The organism is Pseudomonas sp. MWU16-30322 (genome assembly GCF_020515535.1).
GTDB classification, from domain to species: domain Bacteria; phylum Pseudomonadota; class Gammaproteobacteria; order Pseudomonadales; family Pseudomonadaceae; genus Aquipseudomonas; species Aquipseudomonas fluorescens_H.
Map to the genome: position 1 here is coordinate 157,046 of NZ_JAIWYL010000013.1, position 19,283 is coordinate 176,328.

Below are 19,283 nucleotides of genomic sequence, written 5' to 3' on the forward strand. Positions count from 1 at the left end.
TATCTGAGCAACGTGTAACCCCTGTGGGAGCGGGCTTGCTCGCGAAGGCGGTGTGTCAGTCAACTATTCGTCGACTGACACGATGCTTTCGCGAGCAAGCCCGCTCCCACAGGGTTCAGTGTTGCCTGAGGTTCGCGGTCTGGCGTAAAAACCGCTATCGTCGCCGCCATTCGAAACAGAGGCGACCATGGGCTATCTACTTTTTGTCACGCTGATTCAGGCGTTTTCCTTCAGTCTGATCGGCGAGTACCTGGCGGGGCACGTCGACAGCTACTTCGCGGTGCTGGTGCGTGTGGTGCTGGCCGGGCTGGTGTTCATTCCGTTGACCCGCTGGCGCTCGGTAGAACCGGCGTTCATGCGCGGCATGCTGCTGATCGGCGCGTTGCAGTTCGGCATCACCTACGTCTGCCTGTACCTGAGCTTCCGCGTGCTGACGGTGCCGGAGGTGCTGCTGTTCACCATCCTCACGCCACTGCACGTGACGTTGATCGAAGATGCGTTGAACCGGCGCTTCAACCCTTGGGCGCTGGTGGCCGCGCTGGTGGCGGTGGGCGGTGCGGCGGTGATTCGTTTCGACAGCATCAACCCGGACTTCTTCATGGGTTTCCTGCTGCTGCAACTGGCCAACTTCACCTACGCCGCCGGGCAGGTGCTGTACAAGCATCTGGTGGCGAAACACCCGAGCGATCTGCCGCATTACCGGCGTTTCGGCTTCTTCTACCTCGGCGCGCTGGCGGTGGTGTTGCCGGCGTTTCTGCTGTTCGGCAAAGCCAACTTCCTGCCCGAAGCGCCGCTGCAATGGGGCGTGTTGCTGTTCCTCGGCCTGGTCTCGACGGCGCTGGGGATGTACTGGTGGAACAAGGGCGCGTGCATGGTCAACGGCGGCACGCTGGCGGTGATGAACAACCTGCATGTGCCGGTGGGCTTGCTGCTGAATTTGCTGATCTGGAATCAGCATGAGGAACTGGGAAGGTTGTTGCTTGGCGGCAGCGTGATTCTGGCGGCAGTGTGGATCAGCCGGTTGGGCATCCGCAATTCCCAAGCCACCGCATAACCCCTGTAGGAGTGAGCCTGCTCGCGATAGCGGTGTGACAGTCAACTTTGATTTGTCGGATACACCGCTATCGCGAGCAGGCTCACTCCTACAGTTCTGATCTGTGGGTTACATGAGGTGTTTTTGCGGTTCTGGAATGTGCGCTGAACCCAACACCGCCGGCAACAACCCGGTCCGCAAATCCCCACCACTCGGCTGCTGATACAGGCTCAACCCGAACTCCGGCAGCACCGCCAGCAGATAATCGAAAATATCCCCCTGAATCCGCTCGTAGTCGGCCCACACCGTGGTGGTGGTAAAACAGTAGATCTCCAGCGGAATGCCCTGCGCGGTGGTCTGCATCTGGCGGACCATGCAGGTCATGTTCGGCTGTACCTCCGGGTGACTCTTCAGATAGGCCAATGCGTAAGCGCGGAAGGTGCCGATGTTGGTCATGCGCCGGCGGTTGGCCGACATCGCCGCCACATTGCCCTGCGCCTCGTTCCACGCCTTGAGCTCGGCTTTCTTGCGGGCCATGTAACCGGTCAGCAGGTGCACCTGCGAGAGCTTTTCTTCTTCATCGTCGCGGATAAAACGCACGCCGCTGGCGTCGATGAACAGGCTGCGTTTGATCCGTCGCCCACCGGACTGCTGCATGCCGCGCCAGTTGCGGAACGATTCGGACATCAGGCGCCAGGTCGGGATCGAGACGATGGTCTTGTCGAAGTTCTGCACCTTGACCGTGTGCAAGGTGATATCGACCACGTCGCCATCGGCGCCGACTTGCGGCATTTCGATCCAGTCGCCGACCCGCAGCATGTCGTTGCTGGTCAGTTGCACGCTGGCGACGAACGACAGCAGGGTGTCCTTGTAGACCAACAGAATTACCGCCGACATCGCACCCAGACCGGAGAGCAGCAACAGTGGCGAACGGTCGATCAGCGTGGCGACGATGATGATCGCACCGAACACGTACAGCACCATTTTAGCCAGTTGCACATAGCCCTTGATCGAGCGGGTGCGGGCGTGTTCGGTGCGTGCGTAGATGTCCAGCAGCGCATTGAGCAGGGCGCTGACCGACAGCAGCAGGAACAGGATGGTGAAGGACAGCGCCACGTTGCCGAGGAAGGTCATCGCGGTTTTGCTCAGTTCCGGTACCAGGTGCAGGCCGAACTGGATCACCAGCGACGGCGTCATCTGCGCCAGGCGCTGAAACACCTTGTTGTGGCGAAAATCGTTGATCCAGTGCAAGGCCGGCTGACGGCCGAGCATGCGGCTGGCATGCAGGATCAGATAGCGCGCCACTCGTCCGAGGACCAGCGCGATCACCAAGAGCAGCATCAGCGCCAGGCCGGATTGCAGGAACGGGTGCTGTTCGAGGGCACCCCAGAGGTCTTGGGCGTTGAGCCAGAGCTGTTTGAAATCCATGTGAGCAACGATTCTTCTGTAAGACGCGATAGGCGATTAGAGCATTTAAGACGCTGTGTATTACCGTTGGAGACAAATCGAGCAACAAAAAAGCCACTGATTACGCCCGTTTGTATAAAGAAACTCGGCCTGAGCGCTCGAAACCGGTAACCTATGCAGCTGTTTTTTTGCATATCTTCGAGGTAGCACCCGTGTTTTCCCAATTCGCCCTGCACGAACGCCTGCTCAAAGCCGTGGCCGAGCTGAAATTTGTCGAGCCAACGCCTGTGCAAGCAGCGGCCATTCCGCTGGCGCTCCAGGGGCGTGACCTGCGGGTGACGGCGCAAACCGGTAGCGGCAAGACCGCCGCTTTTGTCCTGCCGATCCTCAACCGCCTGATCGGCCCGGCCAAGGTTCGCGTCAGCATCAAGACCCTGATCCTGCTGCCGACCCGCGAACTGGCCCAACAGACCCTGAAAGAAGTTGAACGCTTCTCGCAGTTCACCTTCATCAAGTCCGGCCTGATCACCGGCGGTGAAGACTTCAAGGTGCAAGCGGCGATGCTGCGCAAGGTGCCGGACATCCTGATCGGTACCCCGGGCCGGATGATCGAGCAACTCAACGCCGGCAACCTCGACCTCAAGGAAGTCGAAGTGTTGGTGCTCGACGAAGCCGACCGCATGCTCGACATGGGTTTCGCTGAAGACGTGCAGCGTCTGGTCGACGAATGCCCGAACCGTCAGCAGACCATGCTGTTCTCCGCCACCACCGGCGGTTCAGGTCTGCGTGAAATGGTCGCCAAGGTGTTGAACAACCCTGAGCACCTGCAACTCAACGCGGTCAGCCAACTGAACTCGACCACCCGTCAGCAGATCATCACCGCCGACCACAACCAGCACAAAGAACAGATCGTCAACTGGCTGCTGGCCAACGAGACTTACCAGAAGGCCATCGTCTTCACCAACACCCGTGCCATGGCTGACCGCATCTACGGTCGCCTCGTGGCTCAGGAATACAAGGCGTTCGTGCTGCACGGCGAGAAAGACCAGAAGGATCGCAAACTGGCGATCGATCGTCTGAAGCAGGGCGGCGTGAAGATCCTGGTAGCGACCGACGTCGCGGCCCGTGGTCTGGACGTTGATGGCCTGGATCTGGTGATCAACTTCGACATGCCGCGCAGCGGCGACGAATACGTGCACCGCATCGGTCGTACCGGCCGTGCCGGCAACGACGGTCTGGCGATCTCGCTGATCTGCCACGGCGACTGGAACCTGATGTCGAGCATCGAGCGCTACCTGAAGCAGAGCTTCGAGCGCCGAACCATCAAGGAAGTCAAAGGCACCTACGGCGGGCCGAAAAAGGTCAAGGCCTCGGGCAAAGCCGTCGGCGTGAAGAAGAAAAAGACCGACGCCAAGGGCGACAAGAAGAAAACCGCCGCCAAGACCCCGACCAAGCGCAAGAGCGCCAACCGTCCGAAGCCGGATTCGCTGGTGAGCAGCGACGGCATGGCCCCGCTCAAGCGTCGCAAGCCGGCTGAGCCAGCGGCTGAGTAAGGCGTTTTCGCAGGCAATAAAAAACCCGGACAGTGTCCGGGTTTTTTTATACGCAGGGTTTATCAGTTCCCCAACAGTCCGCTGGTGTCCGCGTCAAAGCGCTGTTTGGCGCGATCTGCCGCCGGTTTAAGCAAGGCGAGCAGCGCTGCTTCGCTGTACAACCGTGAGTCGCCCAGCTCTTTCGGCGTCGGCTCGATCGGGATCAGTACATCCTCACCGTCAGCGTGCAGCCAGATCGCCACGACGTGTAGCGCAGAGACAAACAGCACCCGTAGTTCAACGGTTTTGCCCTGCAATTGCGGCGCCTGTTCCGCCAGTTTCAGCGCGCCCACGGTGTCGGCGGCCCGGGTGCCGTGGTTCAGCGAAGCGAACTCGACATGGCCACGCACCTCGGCCAGTTGCGCATCGGCAATGCTCACGCCGTCGGCAAATACCAGGTAATGCCAGTCACCGATGCGTGCGTCTTTCAGACCCTTGCCCTGGCTCAGATCGTCCAGCGTCAGCGAGTAGCCGCGATAGGCTTCGCTGAGGCTGACTTTGGCCGGTGTCGCATTGGCGAACTGGCGGTTGATACCGAAGCCCTGGTTTTGCAGCGCGGCTTGCAGCACCGGACGCAAAGTCTGTACGCCGTTGGAAGGCGCCTTTGGATAAGTCAGTTGCATGATGTCGCCCTCCTAGTTTTTCGCGGTGAAGTAAGTGTGAGTCCAGTTGCCGCCGCCGTTGTACGAACCGGGGAACGCGTTCAGCGCGCGAGTCGAGTAACCGTAGATCGAGTCGGCGACCAGCACGTAGTTGCCGTTGGTGCCGTAGATCGCCAGGAAGTGCGCGCCACCACCGTACCAGGCGCAACGCAGGCCGACCGGGCGACCCATGTTGATCTGGTTCTGAATGGCCGACATCTGCAGCGAACCCTGATTCATCCCGTTGTAGCTGCGGGTGGTTTGCAGGGCCGAATCCAGATAGCCGTAGACGTTGCACGGACCTGGCTGGTTGCAGCAGTTGCGATCCAGTTGGGTGCTCGCGACCCCGCACTGTGTCCAGTTCCCGGTGCCGTAGTAGTTGCCGACCGAGGCGGAAACGGCGGCCCAGCACCAGTTGGTCTGCGTCTGTTTCTGCATGGTGAAGTTGAGGTTGGCGGCGGCCAGTGCCGCAGTTTGCGCAGTGGCTTCAACCTCGACCAGTTGCGGGTCGAGCAGGTGGCCGACGAGGCACCTTGGCAGGCTCTCGCCGGTGAATGATGTTGCTTGAGTGGTTAACATTTTTTCAGTCCTCCATGAATGAAAACAAGCGTCCAGCTTGTGATTGTGTTGCGGTATTGCCGAGCGATCGGTAGTCAACGGTTTTCATCTGCGATGAACGGTGCCGATCTCCTTGCTCGATGTAACCATAGTCTGAATATGCGTTTGTGCAAGAAAATAAATGCACAAATGCATTTTCAAGAGCAAACGATCGCAGCCTTCGGCAGCTCCTACAGGGATCGGTGTAGGAGCTGCCGAAGGCTGCGATCTTTTGCTCTTGCTTTAGCTCTCGGTTTTTTTCTCGGCCGAATCCAGCTCTTTCAAGCGCTGATCAATCAACTGGCATTTGTCCGGCAAATCCGCACTGGCCGTGCCCAAGTCCATTTTCTGCAACTCGGCATTGATCTCCTTGGCCTTGGTGGGGTTCTGCTCGGTGAGCTTGGCGACTTCCTTGGCCAGTTGCTCACGCTTGGCGGTGGCTTCTTCCGGCGTGCAGGCCCAGACGGGCAGGGCGCAGGCGAGTGTGGCGGCGAGGGTTAACTTGAGCAGGGTTTTCATGGGGGCGGGCCTCCGTTCCGGGTAAGGCGGGTTAATCGGTGGAGAGTTTCGGACGGTGAAAAGTTCAGTGACAGTATTTTTACCGGCCCATTTGGAGTGACCGAACGGTCGCGATCCCCCCTGAAAAGTAGCCTTCTTGAGGAAAAGCCGCGGGCTAGAGCCGTTGCGAAAAAAGACGTGGTACGACTTATTGACGTCAGAATGATGGCAATCTACCATCGCGCCATCACATTGATATCAATCGGTGATTTCGAGGGATCGAACAAACTCTTCGCAAGTGGTTCTGCGATTGTTTCTGCCACGCTTTGGACGTTCTGACCAAAGCGCGCATTTATCCCCTTTTGCTTGTTCTCTCACCTGGCGCCGTGTTTTGCCGGGCAGGGATCGCTTTGCCTGTTGATTACCCAGACCTCATTCGCCTGTCGCAACGAGAGCTCAAACATGGACGTTCGCCAATACGCCTTCCTCGCTCGTCAGCCTTCTGCTGCCGTGAAAACCCGTGAGCATTTCTGGGGCATGCCCAAGCGCGGGCTGGCGTTCCTGCTGGCGAACGTCATGTTCTGGCAACCGATGTGGGCGCAGGCCGACGGCATTGTCGTGGCCAACCCGAACACCGCGCTGGATCGTGCCGGCAATGGCGTGCCGATCATCAACATCGCCACGCCCAACGGCGCGGGCCTGTCGCACAACCAGTTTCATGATTACAACGTCGGCGCGCAGGGTGTCATCCTCAACAACGGCTCGAGCCAGACGTCGAACACACAATTGGGCGGCCACATCATCGGCAACCCGAACCTGAAAAACAGCGGCTCGGCGCAGGCAATTCTCAACGAAGTCATCAGCGGCAACCCGAGCCAGTTGCGCGGTTACACCGAAGTGGCGGGGCAGTCAGCGCGGGTGATCGTCGCCAACCCGTATGGCATCACCTGTAATGGCTGCGGCTTCATCAACGCGCCGCGCGTGACGCTGACCACCGGCAAACCGGTGCTGGATGGCGCGGGGCGGCTGGATCGTTTTCAGGTTGATCAGGGCAGCGTCGCCATCGAAGGCGCCGGCCTCAACGCCAACAACGTCGACCGCTTCGAAATCATCACCCGCAGCGCGAAGATCAACGCTGAACTCCAGGCGCAGAACCTGACCATCGTGGCCGGGCGCAACGACGTCAACGCACAGACCCTAAACGCCACCGCCCGCGCCGATGACGGCAGCACCAAACCGCAATTGGCGATTGACTCCTCGGCGCTGGGCGGCATGTATGCCGGGGCGATCAAACTGGTGGGCACCGAGGCCGGGGTCGGGGTGAAACTCGACGGCAAATTGATCGCCAGCGGTGGCGATATTCAGCTTGATGCCAACGGTCAATTGAGCCTGGCCGATACTTCGGCGACCGGCGCGGTCAACGTCAAGGCGGCCAGTCTCGATGCGCGCGGGCCGGTGTATGCCGGTACCGCGTTGAATGTGCAGACCCAGGGCAACCTGACCAACCGCCAGACACTCGCCGCCCGCGACAGCATCGCCCTCAGTGCCGGCGGTCAATTGACCAATGCCGGGGCCATCGAAGCCGGGGTCAACGCCGACGGCGGGCGCAACGCCAACGGAGATCTGAGCCTGAATGCGCAGAACCTCGACAACAGCGGCAAGAGTCTGGTAGCCAGTCGCAATCTGACAGTCAACACCACGCAAACCCTGAACAACCAGAGCGGCACACTCAGTGGGCAAACCACAGCGATCACCGCGGGGACACTGGACAACCGCAACGGTGGTCGCGTGCAGAGCAGCGCTACGCTGAACCTCAATGCCGCTCAAGTGCTGAACAACAAAGGCGTGATCAACAGCCAGGCCAAACTGACCGGCAATATCGGCCAACTGATCAACCGCAATGGTGAACTTGCCGGACAGACCGACGCGGTACTGACGGTCACTTCGCTGGATAACGTCGCCGGCGTGATGACCGCCGGGCAGTTGCTCGACATCACCGCACTCGGTGCGATCAACAACAGCAACGGCGGCCGGATCGGCGCCAAACAATCGCTGACCCTGCGCGCGCAACAACTCGACAACAGTCAGCAAGGCCAGTTGATCAGTGAAGGCACACTGACCACGCGCATCAGTGATCGCCTGGACAACCAGAACAAAGGCCTGATCCAGGCCAACGCTGCCACGGACGTACAGGCCACGCGCCTGGATAACCGCGCCGGCAAGATTTCCAGCCTCAACACCCTGACGCTCACCAGCGCCAATACGGACAACCGCGGCGGCACGATTCGCGCTGATCAGGCGGCGAAACTGCTGATCAGTGAACTGGACAACCGCGACAAGGGCCGCGTTGAAAGCAAGGCAACACTGACGTTCGAAGGCAACACGCTGGACAACCGCAATGGCGGCTTGCTCACTTCGACCGGCCTGCTGAGCCTCAAGGCCAAAAATGTCACCAACGATGGTGGGCGGATTTCCGGCAAGGGCGATATCGACGCCAGCATCGACAGCCTGAACCAGCAGGGCGGTGAATTGGTCGCCGAAGGCAACCTGTTGTTGACTGGCAAGACGCTGCAGAACCATCAGGACGGTCTCGTCGGGTCGCTCAAGACCCTGACGGTCAACGTCGACCAGATCGACAACCGCGGTGGCTCGCTCTCCAGCCAGCAGGACCTGCACATCAACGGTTCGCGCCTGGACAACAGCGAGGGCGGCAAGGTGTTGTCCGACACCACGCTGGAGGCGAAAGTCGCGCAGATCATCAACGGCACTAACGGTCTGATTTTCAGCAAGGGCGCGAGCACGCTGAGCGGCATCGGTTTGAGCAACGTCGCCGGGCGGATCGTCAGCCAGAAAACACTGGGGCTGACCTTCGGCGAGGCCGTGGATAACCAGCAAGGCCTGATCAGCAGTGAAGGGCAGATGACCCTCAACCTCGGCAGTCTCGACAATCGTCTGGGCAAACTGTCCAGTATTGAGTCGATGGCGCTCACCAGCGTCGGCGCTGTATTGAACCAGGGCGGATTGCTCGCCTCGCAAAAGGGCCTGACATTTACCAGTGGCAGCCTCGACAACAGCGACACCGGCATCATCAGCGCCAAGGCCGATTCGACGCTGACCACTGGCGAATTCAAGAACCTGCGCGGCGGCAGTCTCGCCACCGATGGCACGCTATTGCTCACCGCCACCCACCTGGATAACTCAGGCGGGACCATCGGCAGTCAGCAAAACCTGGACGTATCGGTCACTTCGCTGGAGCAGGACGGCGGCGAGCTGTTCAGCAACGCCGATCTGACCGTGGACATGCACAACGGTCTGCTCGACAACCAGCGCGGTAACATTCATGCGCCGGGTCAATTGCTGTTCAAGAACCTCAATGAGGTGAACAACAGCGCTGGTGAGATTTCCGGCGCGAAAGCCTGGAGCGTCAACGCGCAAAGCCTGAACAACGATGGCGGCAAACTGCTGAGCAACGAAAAGCTCACGCTGATTGTTGAACGTGCCCTGAGCAACATCAAAGGCGTGATCGCCTCAGCAGGCATCGAAGCGCGCAGCGCCAGCCTGGACAATACCCATGGCGAAATCCGTGGTCGCGGCGACGTTGATTTGAGCGTCACCGGTCTGTTCGATAACCAGGACGGCGTGGTCATTGCCGACAACGGTCTGACGCTCAAAGCGGCGTCTCTGGATAATCGCCAGGAAGGTCTGGTGGGCGCGACAAAAGCGCTGAACCTCACCGTTGACCGTGTCGACAACCGCAGCGGCGAACTGTCGAGCAAGGCCGATGTGAGCCTGATCGGCGCCTGGCTCGACAACAGTGACAGCGGCTACATGCTCGCTGGCGGCAATCTGGCGCTGACGGTTAATGAAGTCATCAACCGCAACAAGGGGCTGCTGTCCGGTGACAGCGGCCTGACCCTGACGGGCAAGACCCTGGAAAACAGCGGACGTCTGACCAGCCAGAAAGATATCGCAATCAACCTCTCTGCGGGTCTGAACAACGGGCTGGGCAGTGTCGTCAGCGAAGGGGCTCTGGCGATCAACGCCGACAGCCTCGACAACAAGGCCGGCACGGTCTCCAGCGCTAAAGCGCTGACCATCGACACCCGTGGCGCCGTCAGTAACCAGGGCGGCAAACTGCTGACCGATACCGACCTGACGCTCAACAGCAGCACGCTGGATAACCAGCAACAAGGCGCGATCAGTGGCAAAGGCAAACTGAGCATTACCACCGGCGACCTCAACAACAGCCAGGCCAGCATTTACTCCGCCGATCAACTGCACATCACGGCCGGCCAGGTGACCAACATCGCCGGCAGCCTCGGTGCGGCCAATTCACTGGTGGCCAATGTTCGTGGTCTGGATCAGCAGAGTGGCAAGCTGTTCAGCAGCAATACTGATGTCAGCGTCGATCTGAACGGCGGCGCGTTGAACAACCAGGGCGGCGTCATCAGTGCGCCGGGTCAGTTGCTGCTGAAGAATCTGGCCGACGTGAACAACCGTGGCGGCGAGATTTCCAGCGAGCAGGCTTTCGAACTGCTCGCCAAGTCATTGGATAACAGCGGCGGCCAACTGCTGAGCAATCAGAAACTCACCCTGCAGATCGACAACGCGCTGACCTCGATCAAAGGCAAGATCGCGGCGGCGGCGCTGCAGGTTCGCGCGGCGAGTCTGGACAACAGTGGCGAAGGTGTTTTGCTCAGTGACAGCGATATCGACGTCAAGGTCGATGGCCTGCTGAACAACCAGAACAAGGGCAGCATCAAGGCCGCGCAACAACTGACCCTCAACAGCACCGGCCTGAATAATCAGGGCGGCACGCTGGTGGGTGTTGCGGGCGTGGCGATCGATCTGGGCGCCACCGCCCAGGATCTGAATAACCAGGACGGCCTGATCAGCAGCAAGGGTTTGCTGAGCGTCGCCCACCTGCGTGACCTGAATAACCAGAACGGCGTGATCAACAGCAAAGGCGTGTTGAGCATTGAGACGCTGCGCAACCTGAATAACCAGAAGGGCGAGATTTCCAGCGTCAACAGCTTCAATTTGAAAGGTAACAGCCTGGACAACCGTGGCGGCAACTTGATCAGCAACGATCAACTGACCCTGACCGCTGCCGAGCTGAAAAACCAGGGTGGACTGATTTCGGGCTGGAACGGCGTGAGTGTCACCGGCGGCACCCTCGACAACAGTCAGGAAGGCAGTGTCTCCAGCCTGCTCGGCAACACCAGCATCGACCTCAGTGGTGCGCTCACCAACCACAGCAAAGGTGGCGTGGGCGCGAAGGGCGAAGTGAGTATCAAAGCGGCCAGCCTCGATAACAGCAACGGCACGGTCAGCAGTGGCGGCAAACAGACGCTGGCCCTGACTGGCGGCACGCTCAGCAATGCTTCCGGCGGCTTGATCGAGAGCGGTGACGCGCTGGATGTCCGCGCCGCATCGCTGGACAACAGCGGCGGCAGAGTCACTGCGAAAAAAGCCCTGACCTTCACCGGCACGCACCTGAACAACAGCAATGGCAGCCTCGTTGGCGATGACAGCGTCAGCCTCGACCTGCTCGGTGCCCTGACCAACGTCAATGGTGCGCTGGGCAGCAGCGGCCCACTGCTGATCAAGCGTTCCGCCAGTGTCGACAACCGCGGCGGACAATTGATCAGCCAGACCTTGCTGAGCCTGCTCACCAGCGGTGATCTGAACAACAGCCAAAGCGGCACCGTGTCGGCCAACGGCCAACTGGATCTCACCGCTGGCGGCACTCTGCACAACGACACCGATGGCCTGATCTCCAGCCGCGATGCCGGGGTGAACCTTACCGCTGCAGCGCTGAACAACGCCAAGGGTGCTGTGCAAAGCATGACAGCACTGACCGTGAATGCGGGCAGCGGCGCCATCGATAACCAGGGCGGCAAAATCATTGCCCAGAACGGCGACCTGACCCTCACCGCCGCCAGCCTCGACAGCCGTGGCGGTGTGCTGTCGAGCCTCAAGGGTTTGCTGCAGACCCGCCTGACCGGCGTGTTGCGCAACGGCCAGGGCGGCAAGATCGAAGGCAGCCGTCTCGATCTGCGCGCACTCGGTGGTATCTACAGCGACGGCGGGCGCATCGCCGCCAACAGCGGTGACATCCTGCTCGATGCCGGTGCCGGCACGCTCGACAACAGCGGCGGCGGGATCTACGCCCGGGGGCAGGTGAAAGCCACCGCAGGATCGATGAGCAACAACGCCGGCCAGATCAGCGGAAATGGCATCGACCTGGGCGTCAACGGCAACCTCAGCAACCGCAGCGGCCTGATCGAAAGCGCCGGCACACTGGCGATTCGCGCCGCCAACCTCGACAACCAGGGCGGCAAACTGCGCGCGCTGGGCGCTGGCGGCAAAACCGATTTCCAGATCGGCAGCCAGTTCGATAACCGCAACGGTCTGGTGGAAACCGCCAACAACGACTTCAACCTTGCCACGCCGAGCTTCCTCAATGCTGGCGGCTCGATCACCCATGTCGGCGTGGGCGAGTTCGGCATCTCGACCACCAACGTCATGAACGCCGGCGGCTCGCTGGTAACCCGCGGCGGCCTGACGCTGAGCGCGGACAGCTGGACCAACAGCAGCGTGATTCAGGCGGGGCGGCTGACCGTCAATGTCGGCAATTTTGTGCAGACCGCTAGCGGGCAGTTGCTGGCGTCAAACCAGTTGGTGGCGCGTGGCGGCAACTGGACCAACGAGGGTTTGATCGCCAGTGATGGTGGCATGGACTTCCAGATAGGCGGGACTTACGGCGGTAATGGTCGTGTCAGCAGCCTGGGTGACATGACCTTCAACGCGGCTCAACTGGGCCTCACCAGCGTCGCCAGCATCGGCAGTGGCGGGCAGGGTACCTTCAACATTGGCGGGCTGTTGAACAATGCCGGAGGTCGACTGACTTCCAACAACGGCCTGACGATCAATGCGGGCGCCGTGAGCAACACCGGTACGCTGGGTGCCGCGCAGGGCCTGACGATCAGCACGGCTAGCCTAGTGAACGACCACGGGCTGGTCTTCAGCGGCGGCAACATGAGTCTGCTGGTCAATGATTTCACCAATCAGACCGGGGACGTTTACAGCATTGGCAACCTGACGATTGCCGGTATGGCTGGCGGTCGGGCAAACAGCGTCAACAACCTCGCGGCTTCAATCAATGTGGACGGTGATTTTTCGCTGTCGGCCAACAGTTTCAATAACAAGACTGAAGGTGTGATTGGCGAGGAGAAATTTCTCTCCGGCGACATTACGTTCAGCGGCACCACGTTCTACGTCAACGAAAACTTTGAGTCGACTTCGAAGATAACCGGGCCGCAATCATCGCTCTCGGTGGCTGGCAATCTGACTGCGAATGTCGGGGCTTTCACCAATACGGCGTCGCTGATTTCCGCGGGCAAGAACATCACCCTCGACGTTGATAGCTTCGATAATTTCGGCTTGCAGTCGGGCACCTTCACACGGATGCGCACCTACAAACTCGGCGGGCTTCCAAACAAACCCCAATCGAGCTGGGTCAGCACGGACCTGCAGGCTTATGCCGACCGAAACTCAAAAAATCAATATGACTATATTGATAGCTGGCACGAGCCTGACAAGGGCGGGATGCATTGGGATTACCAGGCGCTGAACAAGCAGTTGCTCAACAAGGTCAACACCAAGTTCGGAATCGGGCCCGAGGTCGCAGTGCCGGCACAGATTCTGGCAGGCGTGAAGCAGCGCGATGACCGGGTTTTCACCAACGGCGGCGGCAGTGTTCCTTCGATCATTCAGGCCGGACAAGCGGTACAGATCAACGCCAAGACCACCATCAACAACGGCAACCTGAACCCATATACAAACTTTGACGGCACCACCAAGGGCGGTGCCGATACCGGGGTGAAAAACGCGGCCAAACCGACGGTGGTTTTCTTGAACCCTCAGTTGCCGCCGGATCTGGCGCAACAACAGGTCAACCCGCTGGCACTGCCAGGCTTCACGCTGCCGACCGGTGACAATGGCCTGTTCCGTCTCAGTGGCAAGGGCGGCACAGAACAAACGTTGGTTGCTGGCAAGGACTGGACGATTGGTTCCATAGCCGCAAGTACTACAGAGCGCTCCGATGGCATGCCGGTCAGGCACGCCACTGACTTGCAGTTCGACACAAACGATCCGGTCTCGGTGAAAAACCGAGAGCTGGCATTGGCAAGTCGCCCATCGTTGAACCTCAACGACAAGACGGCCGTCATCAATGTCAACGCAGCCGCGGGTGATGGTCCGGTCGGCGTACTGTTGCCCAACCGAGGAAGCGCTTCATTCAATGTTCCGCGCGTTCAAGGCTTGCCTGACACCAGCGTGCGCTCCAATCCGCACAAATACCTGATCGAGACCAACCCGGCACTCACCGATCTCAAGCAGTTCATGAGCTCGGACTATCTGCTCGACAAACTGGGGTACGACCCGGACAACAGCGCCAAGCGTCTGGGCGATGGCCTGTTTGAACAGCGCCTGGTTCAGCAGGCTGTCGTTGCCCGCACTGGCCAACGTTTCATCGACGGCCAGACCTCCGACGAAGCGATGTTCAAGTACCTGATGAACAATGCTGTCGCCAGCAAGAATGAACTCAACCTGTCGATGGGCGTGACATTGACGGCGCAACAAGTGGCGGCATTGACCCATGACATCGTCTGGCTCGAAGAGCACGAAGTGAATGGCGAGAAGGTGCTGGTGCCGGTGCTTTACCTCGCCCAGGCGAATAACCGCCTGGCACCCAACGGCGCATTGATTCAGGGCGGTGACGTGACCCTGATCGCCGGTGCGGACCTCAATAACGCCGGCACGCTTCGCGCCTCGAATAACCTGTCGGCTGAAGCCGGTAACAACCTCACCAACAGCGGTTTGATCGAAGCCGGTGAGCGTCTCACGCTCAAGGCCGGCAACAACATCGTCAACAAGGGCGGCGGCGTTATTTCGGGCAAGGACGTCAGTCTGACGGCCACCAACGGTGACGTGATCAACCAGCGCGATGTTTATGGCTACGACACCAACTACGGCGGCACGCTGCAGCACCGCGACGTCCTGAACAACGCGGCACGGATCGAAGCGGCCAACGATCTGACGATCAATGCCGGGCGTGATATCAGCAATATCGGCGGCGTGCTGAAAAGCGGTGGGGACATGACGCTCGATGCCGATCGCGATGTGAACATCACTTCGGTTCAGGATCGCCGCACCGATTCACGTGGCAGCAACTTCCTGAATCAGACCATTACCCAGCACGGCGCTGAAGTGACGTCCGGGCGCGATCTGTCGATCAGTGCCGATCGGGATGTGGCGGTTGTGGCTAGTCGGCTGGATGCGAAGCGTGACCTCAAAGTTGATGCCGGCCATGACATCGTGATCACCTCGGCAGCCGATGAAAGTGACTATGTCGCGCGTAGCAAGAAGCGCGCAAACGAAACCCACAGCATCACGCAACAATCCTCCGTACTGAACGCCGGACGCGATATCGCGCTCAACGCGGGTAACGATCTTGGCATCATCGCCAGTCGAATCAGGGCTACGGAAGATGTCAGTCTCGACGCGGCTCAGGACATCACCGTTGCCTCGGCCAAAGATGAAAGTTCTTCTTATTACTACAAGAAGAAAAAGGGCTCGTTCGGGCGCAGCAAGACCACTCAGGCTGAAAGTTATGAGAGCGACAATGTCGCCTCGGTGATCGAGGCCGGGCGCGACCTGACCGTCAACTCGTCCAAGGACAAAGACGGCGCCGTCAGTCTTGATGGCGGCCGCAATGTCAGCATTATCGGCAGCCAGTTGAACGCCGGTAATGATCTGGTCGTTGGTGCGACCAAAGACGTGGCAGTTCTTTCTGCCACGGAAGAGTCCGGGTCCTACTCCAAGAAGACCAAGACAGGGCTGTTCGGCATGTCGAAAAGTGGCAGTAGCCATTTGCAGACATCTGTCACTCAGGTCGGCAGCGAACTCAATGCCGGTCACGACGCCGTCATCATCGGCGGCCGCGATATCAATCTCAATGCCAGCATCATCAACGCCGACAATAATGTGGAGTTGCACGCCGGGCTCCTGGATAAAACCGGTGACATCAATCTTTCCTCCGCGGACAACGAAGCCTATAGCCGCGCTGAAGAGTTCAAGAAAAAGCTGGGTCTATCTCTGAAGGATACAGTCGGCCTGTTTGCGGGTACCCCGGGTGCTGGTGCCGATATTACGGCGAATGCTTCGCACAAAGGCGGACGTCAAGTTGTAAGTTCCACAAGTGTCGGCAGCGAAATAAATGCCGGTCACGATGCAATACTGAAAGCGACTCGAGATATCAACATCATCGGTAGCGGTATCAATGCCAACCATGACGTAAATCTCGATGCCGGCCGCGATGTAAACGTGGTTGCGAGCACAGATGAACACCGCGACGACAGTTGGGAGACCAACAAAAGCTATGGCATCAAACAAACCATCGATAGCAATGCGTTCAGCACTTTCGTTGGCAATGAAACTATCAAGAATGGAGTCAATAGTAACGGGCACACGGCAGCAGGCAGTTCGATTTCCGCCGGACAGAACCTGAATGTAAATGCGGGGCGTGACGTCAACCTGCAAGGATCGGATATGCAATCGGGTATCGATCTGAAGGTTAATGCCAAGCGTGACATCAATATTGATGCAGCACAGCAAGCCGAAGCGATTACCACTTGGGACAGCATTAAACGCAACGGTACTACGACCACGATCGCCTACAACATTGGCAATACACTCGACACCCTCCAAGGCACCGGTAAGGGGCAGGATGGCGTAAGCAAAGGCTCCAGTGTATTGAAGTCAGTCGATACCCTGGGCCAGTTCTTCGCCGGGGCGACATTCGATGGCCACGCAGGGGCCTCGAGCATCAGCCAGACGCGGACGCAAACATCGGTTACCAATCGCCCTTCGACACTCTCGGCAGCCAATGACATCTCGCTCGACGCGGGTAACAACGTAAATGTTCACGGCAGCAAGTTCGACTCAGGACGCAACATCAATATCACCGGCCGCGATATTACTCTTGACGTCTCTCATGGTGCTGACGGCAGCGAAGGCAATAAGACCCAGAGTAAAGGTGGCCTCAAGGGTGGCACGACCGGGGGCTTTAAACTGGGCGTCGGAATAAGTAATGCCGCAAGTCAGGATGAGGCCACTCAGGGTAACTCCACGCCGACACAATTCAATGCTGGGGGCAGCATAAACCTGGATGCCAAAAATGATCTGACGCTGATTGGCACAAAAGCAATCGCCGAGCGGGATATAAATCTCAAGGCGGTCAACGATCTGAACATTCTGTCCACACAGAATGCCTACAGCAGTGATCATAGTCGTCGTAGCTGGGGGGCTGAGGGCGGAGTGATCGCCGGGCAAGACGGCTTCGGATTCTACGGCTCCGTCAACGTCGGTTTGGGGGATCTCAAACGCCAAGGAGTTGAGCAACAAGAAGCCTATCTGTACGCAGGCAAGGGACTGAACTTCGAGAGCGGCCGCGATACCAACATCGCCGGCGCCACTTTGCGAGGTGACGAAGTCACAGGGGATGTCGGCCGTAACCTTACAGTGACCTCAGTGCCCAATACCGGTAAGGTCGAAGGTAAGGAACTTGACGCTAGCCTTACCGTGGCGGTGAGTATTGGGGCGACCGTCAGTGGCTCGCTCGGTTATGGGCAGACCAACGGGAAAACCAATTGGGTCGACAACCAGACCACCATCAGTGGCAAAAGCAAAGTTGATATCCGAACCGAAAAACATACTCAACTTGATGGCTCGGTGATTACCGCTGACAACGGTAATCTGAAACTCGACACCGACACACTCGGCTACCGCAATATCACCGGCAAAGATAACGAGCACGGTTATTACCTAAACGTTAGCGGCAGCTACGGTGGTGGCGGTGGTTCCCAAGCCGACAAACCCAATAAAGGGATGGACGGCGAAGGCAAAAGCAGTTGGGCGGTAGAGGGTTACAAATACGACAAAGATCGTGAACAAACACTCAATGCGACGGTAGGCGCGGGTGAAATTGTCGTTCGCCACGATAAGCAAACTGGCCAGGACTCGACCGCAGGACTCAACCGTGATGTTGGTAAAGCCTATGAGGTGACTCGTGATGATGAGCACCGAACGGATCTTTACGTGAGCAGTTCGTCGATCAGTGCTGTCATGAATCCCGAAAAGACGTTCAATCAGTGGGTGGAGAATGTCGAGAAGTACGGCGAGAACAGCATCGAATCGTTGAACAAACTGGTGGATCTTGTTTTCGCCACAAACGCTTTTTTCGCGGGTAATGGCTTCAACAGTGCAAACCTTGTTCTAGCTAATCGAGCTGCTACTCGAGTGATTTTGAAGCGCATGCGTAACGAGACCACTAGAAAGGAAACGATCAAGATTGTTATCGCGAGCATGATGAACGGCGCCTCGACTCCCGAGGCGCAGGCCATGATTAACCGTATAAACCAAATTGCCGAGAGCAACCCTGATTTGGCGTTGAGCCTGCTATATGCCTTCAAGCGCCTGCAAACGCCTGCAATTGGGCAATCGCACTTTTTACCTGTAGTAGCGGCGGGAGGTGCATTGGCCGTGCTCGCCGGCGCGCTGGTGACTGTTGCTGCTTCGCCGCAAAACCAGGAAGCGATGCGCACCGCGGTGAATGCTTTGATGGAGGCTACTAAAGATACGGGATTGCAAATGCAAGAACGTATTAAACTGGCCTCTGAGTTATGGGAAACCATCCTAGTCACCACATTCCCGATTCACATGCTGGACCCTAAGTACGGGACGTTGATCAATCCGATAGTGGATGCTGACGTTCTTCATCCGGTAAGCGCTGGCGGATATACGATTGAGCCATCCTCGCCGAGCAGCACGGGGGGAAGCACAATTGAAAACGGGGGAGGGTGGAGCACGACTTCTCCTGCGGTAAATCCGGGTCCGTCACCAGGCAATATGTACAGCACCCCTGGAACGGTAACAATGGAACCAGGTGCAATACCCGATGCAAACGAGGAGGAGGCTGGGCAGGAGCTCTCTCGTCTAGGCTATGATGTAACTTACCGTGCGACTGCCTCCTCTAAAGGGATTCAGAAGGAACGGACTTCTGATTTGATGGTTGACGGAGTTGGCAGTATCGACGTCTACACGCCAAGGACAACTTCCATTAAAAGCATACTTAGAACAATTGAGCATAAGTCCAGTCAAGCAAGTGGCGTATATATTCAGGGAGATTTTTCGAATGATGACATGTCAGAAGTTGCAGGTCGCATGTGGGGTAAGCCCAATGCCCAAAGTATAAAAACATTATTCTTTCAGAAGCCTGACGGTACTATTGTTCGTTACAATCGGCCTCAGGGAGGTAAATAGTCATGCCCAAGTTTGCTTGTGTTTGTGGTCACGTAATCAATCTGTCTCAAGGTACCTCTGAGGCTGAGTTGTCTTTGGTTTCTGAACAGAAGATCGACGAAATAGGATGTGCGCTTTCAGATCGGTGGT

Annotated in this window: 7 protein-coding genes; 3 read left to right on the forward strand and 4 right to left on the reverse strand. The window is 58.4% G+C overall.

Annotation, left to right across the window (positions count from 1 at the left end):
* The first annotated feature begins 187 nt into the window (after positions 1-187).
* Positions 188-1,054, forward strand: coding sequence for a carboxylate/amino acid/amine transporter (locus LCH64_RS25055; RefSeq protein ID WP_103484443.1), 867 nt, complete (start codon positions 188-190; stop codon positions 1,052-1,054).
* Between the two features lie 108 nt (positions 1,055-1,162).
* Here LCH64_RS25055 and LCH64_RS25060 read toward each other — a convergent pair whose 3' ends face one another.
* Complete coding sequence (locus tag LCH64_RS25060) at positions 1,163-2,461, reverse strand: mechanosensitive ion channel family protein (protein WP_226501601.1); 1,299 nt, start codon at positions 2,459-2,461, stop codon at positions 1,163-1,165.
* Positions 2,462-2,652: 191 nt separating this feature from the next.
* On the opposite strand from LCH64_RS25060, the gene LCH64_RS25065 reads away from it, so the two are divergent.
* The gene (locus tag LCH64_RS25065; protein WP_003222685.1) at positions 2,653-3,993 is read left to right on the forward strand and encodes a DEAD/DEAH box helicase; all 1,341 of its coding nucleotides are present in this window, start codon (positions 2,653-2,655) and stop codon (positions 3,991-3,993) included.
* Positions 3,994-4,055: 62 nt separating this feature from the next.
* On the opposite strand, the gene LCH64_RS25070 is transcribed toward LCH64_RS25065, so the two are convergent.
* The 3 genes from LCH64_RS25070 to LCH64_RS25080 all read right to left on the reverse strand — a co-directional run bounded on the left by LCH64_RS25070 (position 4,056) and on the right by LCH64_RS25080 (position 5,789).
* Positions 4,056-4,655 carry a hypothetical protein gene (locus LCH64_RS25070; protein ID WP_226501602.1) on the reverse strand — a complete coding sequence of 200 codons (600 nt, stop codon included), beginning with the start codon at positions 4,653-4,655 and terminating at the stop codon, positions 4,056-4,058.
* A gap of 12 nt (positions 4,656-4,667) precedes the next feature.
* Positions 4,668-5,252 carry a papain-like cysteine protease family protein gene (locus LCH64_RS25075; RefSeq protein WP_003222689.1) on the reverse strand — a complete coding sequence of 195 codons (585 nt, stop codon included), beginning with the start codon at positions 5,250-5,252 and terminating at the stop codon, positions 4,668-4,670.
* 261 nt (positions 5,253-5,513) lie between these two features.
* Positions 5,514-5,789 (reverse strand): hypothetical protein, encoded by a 276-nt coding sequence (locus LCH64_RS25080; RefSeq protein WP_003222690.1) that lies wholly within the window; start codon positions 5,787-5,789, stop codon positions 5,514-5,516.
* 441 nt (positions 5,790-6,230) lie between these two features.
* On the opposite strand from LCH64_RS25080, the gene LCH64_RS25085 reads away from it, so the two are divergent.
* Complete coding sequence (locus LCH64_RS25085) at positions 6,231-19,154, forward strand: hemagglutinin repeat-containing protein (protein ID WP_226501603.1); 12,924 nt, start codon at positions 6,231-6,233, stop codon at positions 19,152-19,154.
* The last annotated feature ends 129 nt before the right edge of the window (positions 19,155-19,283 follow it).